This window comes from Sunxiuqinia sp. sy24, from assembly GCF_052677165.1.
In genome coordinates this window covers 161,883-178,882 of the sequence record NZ_JBQYLH010000005.1, presented here as the reverse complement: position 1 = coordinate 178,882, position 17,000 = coordinate 161,883, and the positions used below count along the sequence as shown (strand labels likewise).

Genomic DNA, 17,000 nt, shown 5'->3' with positions numbered 1-17,000 from the left:
AATTAGCCTGCCAGAGTAAACGTGTGCAGGCAGCGATCTTTTCTTCGGTAAATTAAGAGGTCATGTTGTAGGGGGCGTACCTGTCTTAACAGCGGGAATACGGTGAGTTTGCTTGAAATCAAATAATTGATAAATTGCTTTTATGAACCAGACCATACCACCGCAGGGTTTAATTAAACTCTACAAAGAATCATTGTTGCAGAATTGGGAATTACCGTTGTTTACGGATTATGGAGGCTCAAGCCGCCGCTATGGAGAAGTTGCACAAGAAATCCATCAGATTCATCTTTTCTTCCGGGAGAGCGGTATCCAGAAAGGGGACAAAATTGCGTTGTTTGGGCGTAATTCGGCCAACTGGGCGGTCTCTTTTTTGGCAATTATTAGTTATGGAGCTGTTGCTGTTCCGGTTTTGCCCGATTTTAAACCGGCAGATGTTCATCATATTCTTAACCATTCCGAATCAAAAATGGTGTTTGCCGGTGATGTGTTGTTTGAAAAACTTGCCGAAAAGGAGCTGGGACAGATGCAAGCCGTGATTAGTTTGATGGATTTTGAGCTGCTTTTCGATCCGAATAAAAGCAGTCAGCAGGCATGGGAAATGCATTTAAAGGCTCGCTCCCGGGAGCTGATCAAGCGTGAGGATTTTGCCCTTGGAGAGCTGGACGACGAAGACCTATGCGTGCTGTCATACACCAGCGGGACTTCCGGGTTTACTAAAGGGGTGATGATTCCGGTTCGAAGCTTGCTTTCCAATATTATATACGCGCGCGAACATATGCCGTTGAAAACAGGCGACCAAATAGTGTCGTTTCTGCCAATGGCTCATGTGTTTGGCTTGTTGTTCGAATTTTTATTTCCTGCAACATTGGGCTGCCACATTACCTTCTTAAGCAAAACACCAACCCCACAAGTCATAACCAAAGCTTTCGGAGAAATTCGCCCTCACCTGGTTTTGTCGGTCCCCCTGGTTATTGAAAAAATATACAAGAAGAGAATTCTGCCTACGCTGGAGAAACCGATCATGAAATTGTTGCTGAAGGTTCCGGTTGTTTCCGGTATTCTGAAGAAAAAAGTTAAAGATAAGTTGGTCGAAACATTCGGGGGCCGTTTTTATGAGATCGTGATTGGTGGCGCTCCTTTAAGCAAAGAGGTAGAGCGATTTTTTAAAGCCATCGATTTTCCGTTTACCATCGGGTATGGTATGACCGAGTGTGGGCCGCTGATTTCGTATGATGCCTGGGATACGACCCAGCTTTCGTCGGCCGGCAAGCTGGTTGACCGGATGAAAGTTCGGATTGATTCGATCGATCCGTATCGCGTAGTGGGTGAAATTCAGGTGAAAGGCCCTAACGTGATGAAAGGCTATTATAAAAATGAGGAAGCCACGCAGCAGGCATTTACTCCCGACGGATGGCTTCGAACAGGTGATCTGGGGCTGATCGATCCGCAGAGCTATGTGTACATTAAAGGACGGTGTAAAAATATGCTGCTCGGGCCTTCCGGTCAAAATATCTATCCCGAAGAAATAGAGGCTAAGTTGTCCAATTTACCCGGAATTCTGGAAGTGGTTGTTGTTGGACGCGAAGGCAAACTGGTGGCTCTTGTTTATGTCGATCCGGAGCTTGTAAAGGCTGAAGCGCTCGATGAGGCAGGACAGGCTAAGTTGATGGAGGAAAACAGGCGCTTGGCCAACCGCGAACTTCCAAAGTACAGTCAGCTTACGCAAATTGAATTGGTAAGCGAGGAGTTTGAAAAAACACCCAAACGAAATATTAAGCGGTATTTATACACCCAATAAAATAAGAAAGCCGGAACATAATCCGGCTTTCTTTATTATGAAATGGGTTGATTGGGAAGAAACCATTTGTCTAAGTTTATTCACCTAAGAGCAATTAGGTAACCCCACTTTTTTGAAAATTGTATGAACTGCACGTTTTTTGCTCAAAACAGGCCTTCCGGACTCATGAGCGAACATTTTAAGGATTTACTTCCACATGTCTAAAGCATGATTTAGATAGCGATTGGCCTTGGAGAGTTCCCGAAAAGCATCGATAGCCGTATTCACAAAGTTGTCGCTCAAAACGGTTTGGTCATCAAGTCCAAGTCCAAAGGTATAGGACTTGTAGCGCAGAAGGTCAATATCCTCAAAATCTTTTGGAAACCCTTTGGGGGCCGTTTTCAGCTTTTCTCCTTCAATGGAGGGGTAGTATTTTTTGAAGCCCACATCGTTAATCACCTCTTTCAAACTATCTGGGTGATTGTAAATATCAGTACGAATAGCTTTAAGTACCGAAGCTTCCGGACGCCAGATTCCTCCTCCTAAAAAGGAGTTGCCAGGTTCTATATGAATGTAATAGCCAGCCAGCTCACTTTTGCGGCCCCCGCGGGCAATAAAACTACCCATGTGGGTTTTATAGGGCGATTTGTCATGCGAAAAGCGGACGTCTCTGAAAATGCGGAATAAGCAATCTTTTGGATCAATCAAGGGAATGGATTCATCAAATTTATGAATTTCCTGAATCATTAATTCCGTAAAGAAAAGCATCTGCTCCTTGGCTTCTTCATACCGTTTACGGTTATCGTTAAACCACTCGCGGTTATTGTTTTCGCGTAGATCGTTCAGGAAATTAACAAGTGCTTTCATCGATGAGTCGATTAGATAAACATTTTCTTTTTTCAGGCTTGAAGGTATTTATGTTGTACAATCAAAGCAAGCGGAATTAGAAATTGAATGTTACTTTTGTTTTTAACATTTTGATGTATGAAAAAGTTTGCCTTAATCGTTGCCGGAGGAGTTGGATCAAGAATGGGTGCAGAGGTTCCCAAACAGTTTATTTTACTTGCGGGTAAGCCTATCCTGTTGTGGACGATTCAGCGTTTCCAGGATTTTGATCCTGAAATTGCGCTTACCTTGGTGTTGCCCGAAAATCAATTTGAACGATGGCATGACGTGTGTCTGCAGCATCAGTTTACCCCAAACATTCAACTGGTTAAAGGAGGACAAAGTCGTTTTCAATCGGTCAAAAATGGCTTGGATGCCATCAACGAAGAGGGCATCGTTTTTATTCACGATGGCGTGCGCCCCCTGGTTTCCCGCGAAACCTTGTTCAGTTGTTTCCAAGTTGCTTTGGAAGAGGGAAACGCCTTGCCTGTGGCGCCTGTCGTTGAATCGCTGAGGCAAGTGGACACCGACTCAAGCCGGCATGTCGACCGCAGCCAGTTTCGACTGGTGCAAACACCACAAACTTTTCAGACCAGTACCATCAAGAAGGCCTATCAACAGCCGGAGCACGATTTTTTCACCGATGACGCGTCGGTGTGTGAAGCTGCGGGCATCTCCATTCATTTAGTAGATGGAAATCCGGAGAATATAAAAATAACTACTCCAGTTGATCTTTTGATGGCTGAAGTTCTTCTGGAGCGGGTCGTTTAGGCATATACGACTTCACGGTAAAGGACTCGCAAATTCATTGCTTTCTCCATTCCTCGACTTATATCTTCATTCGCCGATTGGTGTCTGGTAAACGTGTAGTAATAAAATAGTTTTGTTGTCGGAATTAAAAACAATCTCCGTGGAGCAATGTTATTTTTTTGTAAACCATGGAAACTTTAATTGTTATTTTAGTTTCCATCGTCGCTAGTGCTTTATATTTGTTAACGCTATGGAAAACAAGAAGGAATACATATTGAAGCAAGTTGCGCAGTTGTATATGCGCCATGGAATCCGAAGCGTAACAATGGACGATGTGGCTGCAGAATTGGGCATGTCCAAAAAAACGGTCTACCAGTATTTTAAAGACAAGGCTGATCTGGTAGAAAAAGTGGTGACTAATTTCTTGATGAAAGATGAAGCTTTTCATTGTGAGGAAAACAAAGGACTGAATGCCATTGACCGAATTCTATGGATTCGGCAGCATATCAATAATATGCTGAACTTGGTTCATAATAATCTGGAATACGATCTGAGGAAAAGTTACCCAAAGGTGTATAAAACGATTACGGAATATAAACGGAAACGCCTTTATCTGGATAATCTATCGATTATGGAGCAGGGAAAGGCAGAAGGTTTGTTTCGGGAAGAGGTGGATAGTGATTTTATGGCGCGCATTACCGTGGGGCGATTTCTACTTGTGTTTAACCCCGATCATGATCTTTTTTCGGAAGAAGAGGTGCGCGATATTCGCTTGTTCGATCAGGTGATCGATTATCATTTCCATGGTGTATGTACCGAAAAAGGCTTGAAATACTATAAACAACAATTAAACAATGTTCAGAATGAAAACTAAGATGAAACAGCTTTTGGCCTTGCTTCTGGTAATGCTTTGGGGAGGTCAGATTGATGCTCAGGATGATCTTAAGTTTACCTTGGCCGAAGCTCAGGACTATGCGCTGACGAACTCTTATGTGATTCAAAACAGTGGGCTTGACGTGATGGCTGCCCGTAAAAAAGTGTGGGAGACCATTGCCATGGGTTTGCCACAGATTTCGGGGAGCGCCAATTACACCAAGAACATCGACGCGGCAAAATCGCCCTTGCCGGTGGCGATTATTCCCAAAGATTTTTGGGATGAACTGGGAATTCCTGACGATACACCAGCTGATGGGACTTACCCAATTTCTTTTGCCCAGAAATTCAATTCAGATTACGGGTTTACTGTTGACCAGCTAATTTTTGATGGGTCGTACATTGTTGGAATTGGTTCGGCAAAAATTTACCTCCAGATGGCTACTCAAACCAAGGAGAAAACAGAAATCGAAATTAAGCATGCTGTGGCGCAATCGTATTTCATGGTGCTGGCAGCCGAAGAGAACCTTCAGGTGATGAAGGAGAATCTGGCGAATTCGCAAAAACTGGAAAGCGACACTCGTGCCATGTATGATAATGGTTTTTCGGAAGAACAGGATGTGGATCAGATGCGCTTATTAGTTCAGAAAGCGGAAAACGAAATTCTGAAAGCCGAACGCGAAATCCGGGTGGCGCGTATGGTGCTGAAATACACCATGGGAGTTGATGTGGAGTCGCGCATTGGATTGACCGACTCGCTGGACGGGTTCATTAATCCCTTGCTCAGACAAAAGGAAGAGATTGGTGGATTTGATTACACATCGCACATCGATTTCCGGCTGCTGGATACCCAGCGCCAGCTGTCGATGAAGGAATTTAAGCTGGCCCGGTCGGCTTATCTGCCCAAGATCAACGGATTCTATAGCTGGTCGAAGATCGCCTACGGAAACAGCGGCAACCTGTTTAAAAGCAGCGTGCCTTGGTTTCGGTCATCCATGATTGGCATGAATATCTCGGTGCCCATTTTTACTTCCGGGCAGCAGATGGCCAAGGTGAAACAAATGCAATTTGCCTACCAACAGGCGGAGAATGAGCAGAAGCTGGCAGAACAGACACTGCAGAAGGATTACCTGACTGCCGTGGCCGATGTAGAAAGTGCGGTGGATCAATTCAGAAATGATGTGGACAACAAGCAACTGGCACGAAAGATTTACAACAAAACGACCATCAAATACAACAATGGAATCAGCAGCAGCGTGGAGCTTTCGCAAACCGAAACGCAATACATTCAGGCACAAGGGGCGTGGGTGGCCTCGGTCATTCAGCTGTTGAATTCAAAAATTACCCTGGACAAAGCGATTGGAAAACTTTAAACAATGAACACGATGAACCGAATAGTTAGAAACAGAAAATTAATTCATCAGCTTGCCGCTGTGTTGGCGGTGGTCGTTTTGGCTTCCTGTTCAGCCGGAAATGCCGGAAATGATAACCAAGCCAAACAGGCGCAGTTAGTCGAGTACAAGCAGCAGGCGCATGAGCTGGAGCTTAAAATAGCGGAACTCGAAAAAGAATTAAGAGATAGCACCGAGCTTGAGAAGATTGAGGTGGTGCTTTCTGAACTTCAACCCAAAACATTTGAGCACTTTATAGAGGTGACTGGCAGTGTGGAAGCTGACCAGGAAGTGAATGTCAGTCCTGAAGGTTCCGGACAGATTTTGAACATCACGGTCAAGGAAGGACAACGCGTAACGAAGGGAACGGTTTTGGCAACACTGAATTCGGAGCCTATTGAACGTACCATCGATGAGGTGGAGATCAACCTGGAGCTGGCCCGAACAACTTTTGAGCGCCAAGAGAATCTATGGGAACAAAACATTGGGTCGGAGTTGCAGTATCTGCAGGCTAAGTCGGCCAAGGACGCGCTGGAAAAACAGCTGCAAGGATTGAAAGCCCAGAAAAGTATGTCGACCATTACCGCGCCCGTTGATGGTGTGATCGATGTGATTTACCAAAAGCAGGGGCAAATAGCCAGTCCTCAGGTGCCTTTTGCCAAACTGGTTAATATTCAAAAAATTAAAGTATATGCCGATGTGGCGGAATCGTACTTGACGAAAATAAAGGAAGGCGATGCGGTGCAAGTTTATTTCCCGGCCATTGGTCAAACCCGGGAAACCCAGGTGCAGATGATTGGTAACTACATTGATCCTAACAACCGGACGTTCCGGATCAGGCTGGATCTTCAGAATAAGGATAATCTGATTAAACCCAATCTGGAAGCGGTCGTTACCCTGCGTGATTATACGGCTGAAGAGGCGATTGTAATTCCTTCGCTCCTGATTAAGGAGGATTTTAAAGGCAACTACACCTTCATTGCGCAAGCTGATAACGACCAGCTAGTGGCCCAAAAGGTTTACATCAAACCGGGAATTTCAAATAATAACATGACAGAGGTACTTGAAGGGCTGGAGTCGGGCATGCATGTGATTGCTGAAGGGTTTAGCCAGGTTGTTGACGGAACAGTCCTGCATGCCAATTAATGATCAGAATGTACTGCTGAAAAAAACAGAAACATGGATAAAGTAAAAAAAGGCGATAATAAGGAGCAGATACACCGGCGATTTGGGCCGGTATACCTGGCACTGAAAAATAAAATAACGGTCTATATTCTGACGTTCATGCTGGTTGCTTTCGGGTTATTTTCCTACAACCAGATGCCGCGGGAGTCATTTCCCGAGATTGTTATTCCCTACATCTTTGTACAGACAGTATATCCTGGGAACTCTCCGGTAGATATTGAGAACCTGATTACCAGACCTATTGAGCAGGAGCTGAAAGGGATGGATGGGGTGACCAAAGTTTCTTCGGCATCCTATCAGGATGTGAGTACCATTGTGGTGGAGTTTAGCACCAATGTAGAAATCAAGCAAGCCTTGCAGGATACCAAGGACAATGTGGATAAGGCGCGATCGGACTTGCCGGGTGACCTGGAAGATGATCCGTTGGTAATGGATCTGGACTTTGCTGAGTTCCCCATTCTGAACATCAATATTTCGGGCGATTTCAGCATGCGGGAGTTGAAAGAATATGCCGAAATACTTCAGGATGAATTTGAAAGCCTATCCGAAATCTCGGAAGCTAACATCCGGGGGATCGATGATCGCGAGATTCAGGTGAATGTAGACCCCTATAAGATGGAAGCCCGGGGCGTGAGCTACAACGACATTGCACTGGCTTTGCAAATGGAGAATGTGACCATTGGCGCCGGCGAATTTACGGCCGACAAAACCCGTCGCGTGGTGCGTACCGATGCTGATTATACCAACATGGATCAGATTCGGAATACCATCATTAAGTTGAATGAAGGGAAAGTGGTTTATGTGCGCGACGTGGCTGAAGTGGTGGATGGTTACAAGGAGAAATCAACTATTTCGCGTTTGGATAACAAGCCGGTGGTAACGCTGGCGGTAGTTAAAAAAAGTGGTGCCAACATTCTGGAAGCGACTGCAAAAATCAATGAAATACTGGACAGTCAGGTTGAGAACGGCTACCTGCCCCGCAACCTGGAGATTATTGTCACCGATGATATGTCGACCTATGTTGAAAATGAAATTGCCACACTGGAAAACAGCATCATCATGGGGATGATCCTGGTGATTTTTGTGTTATTCCTGTTTCTTGGTTTCCGGAATGCTTTGTTTTCGGGGCTGGCCATTCCCATGTCCATGTTTTTGTCCTTTATCATTCTCGACCAGTCGGGGGTTACCCTGAACTCGATGGTACTCTATGGTTTGATTCTGGCTCTGGGGATGTTGGTGGATAACGCCATTGTGGTGGTCGAAAATGTTTATCGCTTGCATGGCTTGGGCTATTCAACGCTGAAAGCGACCAAAAAGGGGGTGAGCGAAATTGCTTACCCGATTATTACTTCCACGTTGACAACCCTGGCCGCTTTCTTCCCGCTCATGTTTTGGGAAGGCATTGTTGGTGAGTTTATGAGCATCTTGCCACGTACTCTCATTGTGGTGCTTGCTTCCTCGCTGTTTGTGGCGCTGGTGTTGAATCCACCTTTCATTGCCCGGTTTATGAAGATTGAAGATATTCGGGTGAAGATTGATTGGAAAAAGACCCTGAAGAAAGCGGGTATTCTGGCTGCTGTCTCTCTGGTATTTTATTTCTCAAAAATCTATCTGCTGGGCAATATTCTGATGACGGTTGCCTTGTTGATGGTGCTTAATGTATTGGTGTTTCGTCCGGTAGCGCGGTGGTTTCAAACCCGACTGTTGGTGTGGCTTGAGAACTTCTATGAGCGCCAGTTGCGATTCGCTTTAACCGGAAGAAAACCCCTATACTACTTTATTGGAACCTTTTTGTTGCTCATCTTTTCCATTAAGTTCTACGATATACGTCAGCCCAATGTGGTTTTCTTTCCCGATACCGATCCGCAAACGATTTATGTAACTATGGAGTTGCCCTTGGGAACCTCGATCGATCGGACTGATGAAGTGTCGCGACGGGTCGAATCGATTATCAATGAAACCATTGAGCCGTATCAGAAAATTGTTAAGTCGGTGACCACCTCGGTAGGAAATGGAAAAGGAGGGATGTTTGAGAATGAGCAGAGTCCGAATAAATCCTTGACCTCTATCTCGTTTGAGGAGTTTAAATTGCGCGATGGCATTAACACGTCTAAAATCATGCAGGAGCTGTCGGCTAACCTGGCAGGTTTTGTAGGTGCCAAAATCTTTGTTGAAAAAGAAGAAAACGGACCGCCGGTGGGAGCCGATGTCAATATTGAAGTATCGGGTGATGATTTTGAAACCTTGATAAAGATCACCGACGATTTCATGTCGATGATTAACGAAGATAACATCCCGGGTATCGATGAGCTGAAGCTGGATATCAATGTACATCAGCCGGAAATGTTAATTAAGGTGGATCGTGATAAAGCGCGGCGCTACGAGCTATCGACCCAGGAAATAGCGATGACCCTGCGTAACTCATTGTATGGCTACGATGTGGGCGACTTTAAAGACGGGGAAGATGAATACGATATTTTTATTCGCTTGAAAGAAGAATACCGAAACGATGTATCGACCCTGATGAACCAGAAAATGATGGTGGAAGGGAATAAAATTCCGATTTCAGCAGTGGCCGACTTTGAATATTCATCCACCTATGATAAGGTGAATCGGATCGATCACAAACGGGTGCTGACGATCAGCTCGAGTGTGACGGAAGGCTTTAACTCGAACGAGGTGAATGACCGGATCAGACAGGTGCTGGGTGATTATGAGATGCCTGGAGGTTATAACTACGCCTTTACCGGCGAGCAGCAGGAGCAGGACGAAAGCAGCCAGTTCTTGATTTTTGCATTGGCGATTGCCGTTGCGCTCATCGGGCTGATTATGGTCACCCAGTTTAATTCGTTCATCCGGCCGGTGATTATCATGATGACGGTCTTGTTTAGTACCATTGGTGTGTTTCTCGGTTTGGCCACCTTTAAAATGGAATTTGTCATTATCATGACCGGAATTGGAATCATCTCGCTCGCGGGTATTGTGGTAAACAACGGTATTGTGTTGATTGACTACATCGACTTGATGCGGCAGAAGAAACGAGAAGAACTGGGCTACGGTGAAGGTGTTTTCCTGCCGGTGAAAGATGAAATTGAATGCCTGGTGATTGCCGGAAAAACAAGGTTGCGCCCGGTATTGCTGACAGCCATTACTACCGTGTTGGGACTTGTACCCCTGGCTATCGGGTTAAACTTCGACTTCCTGACGCTTTACACTCATTTTGAGCCCGATTTCTCGTTGGGAGGTGAAAGTACCGCTTTCTGGGGACCGATGTCGTGGACGGTCATCTTCGGATTGACCTTCGCCACCTTCCTCACCCTGCTGATTGCTCCGGTGATGTATATGCTGACCATCCGGATCAACTTCCGCATTAAAAAGATGTTGGGTGTGCTGCCGGAAGCAAATCAATCTAAAAAGATAACGGAATAAGTTGTAAACAGATGCTACGAAGAGCTTCACCTTGAGTGAGGCTCTTTTTTTTTGCAATGCGAAGGGATGCGATCGTTCAAAAAGACCGGATCCTTCTGTTTTGCCTCGAAAGAATATATTGAACTGATCTTAAAAGTCCTCTTCTAAAATGTCGCAGGCAGTAGCTATAAACTGTGGGCAAAACTCCTTGAACGCATCTTTCTCTTTGGCTTTTACTTGTCCGTCGGGCGTGGAAATATCGCATCCGATCAGCTCTTTGCAGATGAGTGAGCCATGCTTGGCTTTGAACTTGGCATTGAATTTCAGAATCAATTCTTTCGTGTGATGCTTTTCCAGCAAGTCGGCGTTGCAGTGCCCGTGTTTCAGGCCAATAACAAGGTACGATCCGGTGACAGCGCCACAGGTTTCGGCACAAGCCATGCCTCCGCCAAAGCCGCTGGCCAGCTTGAGGGCGGTGGTTTGGTCCAGCCCCAGCTCATCGGCAAAACTGGAAAATACGGATTGTGAACAGTTGTAAGAAGAAAACTTTTGTAAAGCGATGGATGATTTTTTCATGACGTGTGGATTTGCGGTTAAAGATACGCAGAATTGCGAAACCCGGGGGATGGCAGTTGGTAGATTTCGGTTATCTGTTGTGTGCACCCCTGCCTCGTTGAGCGTTTTTCTGAATTTGTTTCAGGATTTGTTGCTGGTCAGTAGTTGCCGGTTTTCGGTTCTGTGGCTTCGTGTGTTTGTGCGTCCATTTGGGGCTGGAATTTTCTTTGCCTGCTTTTCGTGCCTTTTGTGGTTAGATGCTCGATCTTGTGAAATTAACCCGAAGGGTTTAACAATAGTAGCCGTAGGTAAAACCTACGGGAAACGATGAATAACGCGGCACACCAGAACCCTGGAAGGGCGTTCAACTGGTTTGGGTGCTTCTATTGTTGAATATCACAGCAAATAGCGTTCATCAAATTCGATCCCATGTTCCGTCAAAAGTTCAATAAATTCTTCTCTAAATGTTTTAACCCGATGGTGTTCGCTCTGGTTTTTAATGTAATCAACCAATACTTCCTTTTGTTTTATTGAGTAAGTGAAGCCTCCATAGCCCTCCTGCCATGCGGTGAAGTTTGGAAATAGCTGCTTTTGCTATATCCACAACGACGAGGCAACCTTGATGTCTTTAACCAGGGACGATAATGCAATTGTCGGATACAAATGCATGGCGATATGGATGTGGTCTTCAACTCCATTGATTTGGTAAAGCCGGCAGTTTTTGTTTTTCAATAGACCCCAGATAAAACCAAATAGTTTTTCACGGTTATGTTCATGCAGCGTTTTTTTACGATTTTTCGTTGAGAAAACAAGCTGATACAAAATTGGTGTATAGGTTGATATGTTGTTCTATTCTCTTTCAATATAATCAAAACCAGCTAATTGAACCCCTGTCCGGGGTTCCTTTTTTGTCTTTCTTTATTCAATTCCCGTAGGTTTTACCTGCGGCTATTATTTTTGAATCCTATTCCGGATTCATGCTCTCGTGGCTTGGGCTCCTCATGGATTCAAGCAAGGAGGAGTACTTTCGCTTGGGTGAAAGAGAGGTGAGTGGTCATGTTTATCCCATCGGCACTTTTCATTTCTTTTCCGATGAAAAGAAACGCCCGCCTGCCGGACGGGCAGGGAAACAAAGAAAAATCCTGAAAATTTCATCCTTCCACCCGCAAGGCCCCCGCTGACCCGGGCCAAATTTTCGGCCCTTGCGCTTTTCACCTTGCGGTGAAACGGGAGAGTTGGGTTTTGTTACCTTCGGCCTTCTTGATTTCCTATTTTCCTTAACCCGGCTTAGCTCAACCCCGACTTCAGTTCCCATTTCGGTGACTTGTTGCATGTTTTTGCCGACTGCAGTCACCTTTTTGATGAATTGAGTCAGGTGACAACCGACTGCAGTCACCTCGAAGGTAAGTCGAGTCAGGTCGGAACCGACTGCAGTCACCTCAGAGGTAACTCGAGTCATGTTTGAGGTGGGGAGGGGTACCTCGGAGGTACCCCCCCTGGGCTGTTAAATAGAAAATGCTCCATAAAGATTATCAGCTATTTAGAATGAAAATAAAAAGGTGCTTACTCGTACATACATTTTGTAAATTTTCATAACTTGATCGGCGAAAACTAAAAAGAACGAAACCAAAGAATATGAATTCAAACACCAGCCCTCCTCCGCTTTTCAATCCGAGATAGCAAAACGATTTTCAATAGTGAAAAAAACAAGTTGAATAATAGCGGGACAGATGTACCTGGTTAATATACACAGACGTTGGCGGGCATTTATAATAGCCCGTGAGCTATGGGTTATGTCAAAGCATGTCATTTCAGCGATATTTCTATGTCGTAACTACGTCAAATTATGACATTATCAATGACGTAGAAATATAATGGTTTTGGCGCAATCTGTTTCTAAGACTGCACTTATATTTGCTCCAAAATCAAACATATGACTAATATGAATACACATTATAGAATAAAAGAATTAAGAGAGACTAAGGGCTTATCTCAAGAAGAACTTAGTGAAAAAACAGGTGTTAGCTTACGAACAATACAAAGAATTGAAAGTGGAGAAAGTGTACCGAGAGGTAGCACGCTAAGAACTATTACGTCTTCATTAGATGTTGCACCTGATTACTTCAGCACTATTCCTCTTGGGGAAAGAACAGACACAATTGAGCTTGTTGAAAGTAAGCTACAAAGATTTAAAATAAGATTTCCATGGTATCTTTTCGGTTTCACTTTCATTGGAGGAGCTTTGGGTTTTCTCGTGGGAGTATTAATAATGATAATGCAACTCGTGCCAGAGAAAAACCATGAAGGAATGTTAGCACTTGCAATTACCATTCTATTTGGATCAATCGGTTTAGTAATTGGTAATTATATTGAGAAGAAGAATAAATAATCAAGTCTAACGAACTCTAACAAAGTGAAACGAATAAAAAAGATAGCTAAAATATTTCTAATAATTTTCGCAAGCTTAATTGTTTTAGCAGTAATTGCTTCCACAATAAATAATAGAATTGGCAATTGTAGCATAAAAGGAGAAATTGAAGGGCTAGGAACCCGATTGGCTTTGGTAAATGGTGGAAATAATTCTGGAGGTGAAATATTCTTTAAATTGTTATTGGTTGTCAATGGTAAATTTAGTTTCAATGTAAAACTTGATAAACCTGGTGGAGGTAGACTAATAACACGAAATATGTTTTTTCAGAGAGCTAGTGGGAAACCCTTATGGATGCGTTCAAAGCTTATTGATTTTGATATTGCACCAAATGAAGAGATTGCTATTAATGGTTCTTTACGAGATTATTCAATAGATTATCTTATCACCGGTAATAATATTGCATCTGAATCATCAAAATTAAGAGCTAATAATTTACATATTCTGGAAAAAGAAACTCAACTCGCAATACTTGTTGATAGTTTGAGGTTTAACAATTCAAATAAAACCGTACTTGATTCAGTACAGAAAGAGTTTAACAATATAAGACGTGAGTATGCAAATAAAAGGTTGGAATATGTTATTAAAAATCCAAACCAAACACTTAGTGCTACATATTTAGGAAAACAACATAAGGACACCATAATGAGGTATTTACCTACACTTGGAGAAAATGTTTTGGCAACGTACCAAGGAAAAATTTTGCAAGAAAGAGCAAATGTTTATAAGCAAACAAAAGCAGGGAAGCTAGCTCCTAATATTATAGATGGAAGTACTTTTAATTTATCCGACTTAAAAGGCAAATATGTTGTTTTAGATTTTTGGGGAACATGGTGTGGTGGATGTGTAAAAGGATTTCCTAAAATGCGGACCTATTACAATAAATACAGAACCAAAGTTGAATTCGTAGGAATTGCTTGTAAAGACAAAAAATCAGTGTGGGAGAAATTTATCAAAAGAGAGGGTTTACAATGGACTCAGCTTTTAAACAACCCTGAAAAGGATTTTGAAAAGCTATACGATATTCAAATGTATCCAACAAAAATTATCATTGATAAAGAAGGAAATATTGTAAAAATATATGAAGGAGAATCACAAGATTTCTATGATAAATTAGATGAGTTGATGCAAGGATAAGAAATAACTACCGCTAACGCGCTTTAATAATGCATTAAAATGCCCCGTATCCGAACCGCTATCGGATAATGTAGCCAAGCCAATTTCTTATTGAGCAGCTACTAACGAAAGAAACAGGATTGGATTCTATTCATACAAATTGAAAATGATTAAACTTAGTTCTCAAAGCTTCCAGCTAAAAGGGATATCCTCCGAAGAATTCTGGACAAAACTGAATAGCTAATAGGCTTCTTTAGCTACTTCGTAACTTAACACGAAACCGCTTCGAAATGCCCAACGTTTAATAGAAGGGATCGTTAGGCATCATTTTAAAATTGAAGCTATGAAATCAAGAAGTAGTTTTTCAAAATGGACCATGATTGTTGGTATTATTTTCACGATGCTACTGATACTACAACCAGTACTCGACATCCCCAGAGAGTTGAAAGAAACTGAACGTAATTTTTTCAATTATCTTTTTACCGACTTTTTTTATCATTCATATCTCAATCCAAACCATGGAGTTCTGATTTATCTTGTAGGCTATGCCATGGTATGGTGGAAAAAACTATGGGGCTCAATTATAATTCTTTTGGTAAGCCTTACAGGATTCGCCTTTAGTGAATATGGTGATATCCGGTTGATGTATGTATTTGCCTTTCTGGTTGGATTTCTCTATTTCATGAATTGGAAAGAGGAACGAAAAAGCGGGGCCTAACAAGCTACACTTCATAGCCACGTTCATTACTCTTATTGCTTGGGGAGCGAGAAAGTCCCATCGGGGGTGTTCACCATCCAGTTGGAGAAGTCGTGCAGGTATTTCCAGAAGGCGACAATTAAATGCTCGGGAGCTTCCAGTTTCAGCAGCACTTCGCGGTAGCACTCCAGCCACACGATACGGGCGTCGGGCGTAATCTTAAAAGGTAGATGTCGCCGTACCAGCATGGGTTTTCCGCGGTGTTGGTTGAAATAGTCGGGGCCACCCAGCCGCTGAATAAAAAAATCGGCCGACCGTTCTTTGGCGGCATCCAGTCCCACCGGGTTGGTGGGAAACAGGTGTTTGATGCTGCTTTGCACCAGCAGGTCGTAGTGGTCACTCACCATTTTACGTACGCCTTCTTCGCCCAGGTGTTGATACAGTTCCAGGTCGGGCATGTATTGGTTTGGGCGTGCGCCAAACGTCATTCGGTCTATCTTCAGCTCCATGTCTTTCTTGCTCGTGCTATTGGGTAATGGTAATTTTCAATTTCTATACGCAACAACCATTTTCACCCAATGAATGTTCAATTCCGGCTTGCAGGAAGCACCGGCAGAGGCACAAAAAAAGCCCGAAGAAAAAATCTCCGGGCCTGTTTTTATCTGTGGTTTCTTGTTTGTTCAAGATGTGGTTGGTGTTTGCATACAACCGCTTGCTGTTACTGGCTTATTCGCCGCGAACAGCTGCAATTCCGGGAAGTGTTTTTCCTTCCAGGTATTCCAACAAGGCACCACCAGCAGTTGAGATGTAAGAAACACCATCAGCAATACCGAATTTGTTAACCGCAGCAACAGAGTCGCCACCACCAACAAGCGAGAAAGCACCTTTTTTAGTGGCTTCTACTACGGCGTCACCAATTACTTTGGTTCCTTCAGCAAATTTATCCATTTCGAATACTCCGGCAGGACCATTCCAAAGAACTGTTTTTGAATTGCTGATAACTTCGTTGAAGGTCGCAATGGTGTCAGGACCTACGTCCAAGCCCATCCAGCCATCTTTGATGTTGCCGGCAGGACAAACTTCAGTGTTGGCATCGGCAGCAAATTTATCGGCAGCCACGCAGTCTGAAGCAATCACCAGGTTTACACCTTTGGCTTTGGCTTGCTCAATAATGCTTTTAGCCAATTCTAAGTAATTGTCTTCGCAAAGTGAAGAACCGATATTTCCGCCCAAGGCTTTTACGAAAGTAAAGATCATACCTCCACCAATAATCAGGTTGTCTACTTTGTCCAACATGTTTTCGATGATGGTAATTTTAGACGAAACTTTTGCTCCACCCATGATGGCCGTCATCGGACGTTGCGGGTCAGCAACTACTTTGTCTAAGCTCGCTACTTCGCTGTCGACCAAATAACCGAACAACTTGTCGTTGGGGAAGAATTTAGCGATTACCGCTGTTGAAGCGTGTGCGCGGTGTGCTGTGCCGAAAGCTTCCATGATCCAGCAGTCGCCGTTTTCAGCTAGTTTCTTTGCGAATTCTTCGTCACCGGCAGTCTCTTCTTTGTGGAAACGCAGGTTTTCCAAAATCAGAACTTCACCTGGCTTCAGAGCAGCTGCCATTGTTTTGGCTTCCTCGCCAATGCAGTCCGGGGCAATCTTAACGGTTGCTCCACCCAGAAGTTCAGACAGGTGACTAACCAAGTGCTTTAAAGAGAATTTATCTTCCGGCCCGTTTTTTGGACGTCCAAGGTGAGACATGATAATGGGTGAGCCGCCTTTTTCAATCACTTTTTTAATGGTTGGTAAAGCTGCACGCATACGGGTATCGTCAGTGATCTCAAACTGTTCGTTTAAAGGTACATTGAAATCAACACGGATCAATGCTTTTTTGCCTGTGAAATCATAGGTTTCAATAGTCTGCATAATTGTATTTTT

At 43.7% G+C, this 17,000-nt stretch carries 15 protein-coding genes; 9 read left to right on the top strand and 6 right to left on the bottom strand.

Annotation, left to right across the window (positions count from 1 at the left end; genetic code table 11):
* Nucleotides 1-142: 142 nt before the first annotated feature.
* On the top strand, nucleotides 143-1,798 hold the full coding sequence (locus ACUNWA_RS06580) for an AMP-binding protein (protein ID WP_445591096.1): 1,656 nt from the start codon (nucleotides 143-145) through the stop codon (nucleotides 1,796-1,798).
* A 186-nt stretch (nucleotides 1,799-1,984) separates the two neighbouring features.
* Here ACUNWA_RS06580 and ACUNWA_RS06575 read toward each other — a convergent pair whose 3' ends face one another.
* Entirely contained in the window at nucleotides 1,985-2,644 is a 660-nt protein-coding gene (locus ACUNWA_RS06575) for a DUF2461 domain-containing protein (protein WP_445591095.1), read from the bottom strand.
* A 117-nt stretch (nucleotides 2,645-2,761) separates the two neighbouring features.
* Between ACUNWA_RS06575 and ACUNWA_RS06570 the strand changes: the two genes are divergently transcribed.
* From ACUNWA_RS06570 to ACUNWA_RS06550, 5 genes are all read left to right on the top strand, one after another.
* Nucleotides 2,762-3,433 (top strand): 2-C-methyl-D-erythritol 4-phosphate cytidylyltransferase, encoded by a 672-nt coding sequence (locus ACUNWA_RS06570; protein ID WP_445591094.1) that lies wholly within the window; start codon nucleotides 2,762-2,764, stop codon nucleotides 3,431-3,433.
* A 229-nt stretch (nucleotides 3,434-3,662) separates the two neighbouring features.
* The gene (locus ACUNWA_RS06565; protein ID WP_445591093.1) at nucleotides 3,663-4,286 is read left to right on the top strand and encodes a TetR/AcrR family transcriptional regulator; all 624 of its coding nucleotides are present in this window, start codon (nucleotides 3,663-3,665) and stop codon (nucleotides 4,284-4,286) included.
* Nucleotides 4,276-5,658, top strand: a complete 1,383-nt coding sequence (locus ACUNWA_RS06560) for a TolC family protein (RefSeq protein WP_445591092.1) — start codon at nucleotides 4,276-4,278, stop codon at nucleotides 5,656-5,658. The genes ACUNWA_RS06565 and ACUNWA_RS06560 overlap by 11 nt, the downstream gene beginning before the upstream one ends.
* 12 nt (nucleotides 5,659-5,670) lie before the next feature.
* Nucleotides 5,671-6,822 carry an efflux RND transporter periplasmic adaptor subunit gene (locus tag ACUNWA_RS06555; RefSeq protein ID WP_445591091.1) on the top strand — a complete coding sequence of 384 codons (1,152 nt, stop codon included), beginning with the start codon at nucleotides 5,671-5,673 and terminating at the stop codon, nucleotides 6,820-6,822.
* Between the two features lie 33 nt (nucleotides 6,823-6,855).
* Nucleotides 6,856-10,290 (top strand): efflux RND transporter permease subunit, encoded by a 3,435-nt coding sequence (locus ACUNWA_RS06550; RefSeq protein ID WP_445591090.1) that lies wholly within the window; start codon nucleotides 6,856-6,858, stop codon nucleotides 10,288-10,290.
* A gap of 129 nt (nucleotides 10,291-10,419) precedes the next feature.
* Here the strand turns inward: ACUNWA_RS06550 and ACUNWA_RS06545 are convergent, their stop codons facing one another.
* The 3 genes from ACUNWA_RS06545 to ACUNWA_RS06535 all read right to left on the bottom strand — a co-directional run bounded on the left by ACUNWA_RS06545 (nucleotide 10,420) and on the right by ACUNWA_RS06535 (nucleotide 12,283).
* Nucleotides 10,420-10,845, bottom strand: a complete 426-nt coding sequence (locus ACUNWA_RS06545) for a C-GCAxxG-C-C family protein (RefSeq protein ID WP_445591089.1) — start codon at nucleotides 10,843-10,845, stop codon at nucleotides 10,420-10,422.
* Between the two features lie 573 nt (nucleotides 10,846-11,418).
* Nucleotides 11,419-11,646, bottom strand: a complete 228-nt coding sequence (locus tag ACUNWA_RS06540) for an IS200/IS605 family transposase (protein ID WP_445591088.1) — start codon at nucleotides 11,644-11,646, stop codon at nucleotides 11,419-11,421.
* Nucleotides 11,647-11,902: 256 nt separating this feature from the next.
* Nucleotides 11,903-12,283: a hypothetical protein gene (locus ACUNWA_RS06535; protein WP_445591087.1), complete on the bottom strand. Its 381-nt coding sequence runs from the start codon at nucleotides 12,281-12,283 to the stop codon at nucleotides 11,903-11,905.
* Nucleotides 12,284-12,757: 474 nt separating this feature from the next.
* Between ACUNWA_RS06535 and ACUNWA_RS06530 the strand changes: the two genes are divergently transcribed.
* The 3 genes from ACUNWA_RS06530 (at nucleotide 12,758) to ACUNWA_RS06520 (ending at nucleotide 15,086) form a co-directional block, all read left to right on the top strand.
* A complete protein-coding gene (locus tag ACUNWA_RS06530; RefSeq protein WP_445591086.1) occupies nucleotides 12,758-13,213 on the top strand; it encodes a helix-turn-helix domain-containing protein in 456 nt (151 codons plus the stop codon).
* Between the two features lie 24 nt (nucleotides 13,214-13,237).
* Nucleotides 13,238-14,389, top strand: a complete 1,152-nt coding sequence (locus ACUNWA_RS06525; RefSeq protein ID WP_445591085.1) for a TlpA family protein disulfide reductase — start codon at nucleotides 13,238-13,240, stop codon at nucleotides 14,387-14,389.
* Nucleotides 14,390-14,711: 322 nt separating this feature from the next.
* The gene (locus ACUNWA_RS06520; protein ID WP_445591084.1) at nucleotides 14,712-15,086 is read left to right on the top strand and encodes a hypothetical protein; all 375 of its coding nucleotides are present in this window, start codon (nucleotides 14,712-14,714) and stop codon (nucleotides 15,084-15,086) included.
* A gap of 32 nt (nucleotides 15,087-15,118) precedes the next feature.
* Here ACUNWA_RS06520 and ACUNWA_RS06515 read toward each other — a convergent pair whose 3' ends face one another.
* On the bottom strand, nucleotides 15,119-15,553 hold the full coding sequence (locus tag ACUNWA_RS06515) for a globin domain-containing protein (RefSeq protein WP_445591083.1): 435 nt from the start codon (nucleotides 15,551-15,553) through the stop codon (nucleotides 15,119-15,121).
* Between the two features lie 238 nt (nucleotides 15,554-15,791).
* The gene (locus ACUNWA_RS06510) at nucleotides 15,792-16,988 is read right to left on the bottom strand and encodes a phosphoglycerate kinase (RefSeq protein ID WP_445591082.1); all 1,197 of its coding nucleotides are present in this window, start codon (nucleotides 16,986-16,988) and stop codon (nucleotides 15,792-15,794) included.
* Between the last annotated feature and the right edge of the window lie 12 nt (nucleotides 16,989-17,000).

What these genes read in the sequence shown, in the direction of transcription:
- ACUNWA_RS06580 (WP_445591096.1), top strand. Translation starts at nt 143, where the DNA reads ATGAACCAGACCATACCACCGCAGGGTTTAATTAAACTCTACAAAGAA.
- ACUNWA_RS06575 (WP_445591095.1), bottom strand. Translation starts at nt 2,644, where the DNA reads ATGAAAGCACTTGTTAATTTCCTGAACGATCTACGCGAAAACAATAAC.
- ACUNWA_RS06570 (WP_445591094.1), top strand. Translation starts at nt 2,762, where the DNA reads ATGAAAAAGTTTGCCTTAATCGTTGCCGGAGGAGTTGGATCAAGAATG.
- ACUNWA_RS06565 (WP_445591093.1), top strand. Translation starts at nt 3,663, where the DNA reads ATGGAAAACAAGAAGGAATACATATTGAAGCAAGTTGCGCAGTTGTAT.
- ACUNWA_RS06560 (WP_445591092.1), top strand. Translation starts at nt 4,276, where the DNA reads ATGAAAACTAAGATGAAACAGCTTTTGGCCTTGCTTCTGGTAATGCTT.
- ACUNWA_RS06555 (WP_445591091.1), top strand. Translation starts at nt 5,671, where the DNA reads ATGAACCGAATAGTTAGAAACAGAAAATTAATTCATCAGCTTGCCGCT.
- ACUNWA_RS06550 (WP_445591090.1), top strand. Translation starts at nt 6,856, where the DNA reads ATGGATAAAGTAAAAAAAGGCGATAATAAGGAGCAGATACACCGGCGA.
- ACUNWA_RS06545 (WP_445591089.1), bottom strand. Translation starts at nt 10,845, where the DNA reads ATGAAAAAATCATCCATCGCTTTACAAAAGTTTTCTTCTTACAACTGT.
- ACUNWA_RS06535 (WP_445591087.1), bottom strand. Translation starts at nt 12,283, where the DNA reads ATGACTCGAGTTACCTCTGAGGTGACTGCAGTCGGTTCCGACCTGACT.
- ACUNWA_RS06530 (WP_445591086.1), top strand. Translation starts at nt 12,758, where the DNA reads ATGACTAATATGAATACACATTATAGAATAAAAGAATTAAGAGAGACT.
- ACUNWA_RS06520 (WP_445591084.1), top strand. Translation starts at nt 14,712, where the DNA reads ATGAAATCAAGAAGTAGTTTTTCAAAATGGACCATGATTGTTGGTATT.
- ACUNWA_RS06515 (WP_445591083.1), bottom strand. Translation starts at nt 15,553, where the DNA reads ATGACGTTTGGCGCACGCCCAAACCAATACATGCCCGACCTGGAACTG.
- ACUNWA_RS06510 (WP_445591082.1), bottom strand. Translation starts at nt 16,988, where the DNA reads ATGCAGACTATTGAAACCTATGATTTCACAGGCAAAAAAGCATTGATC.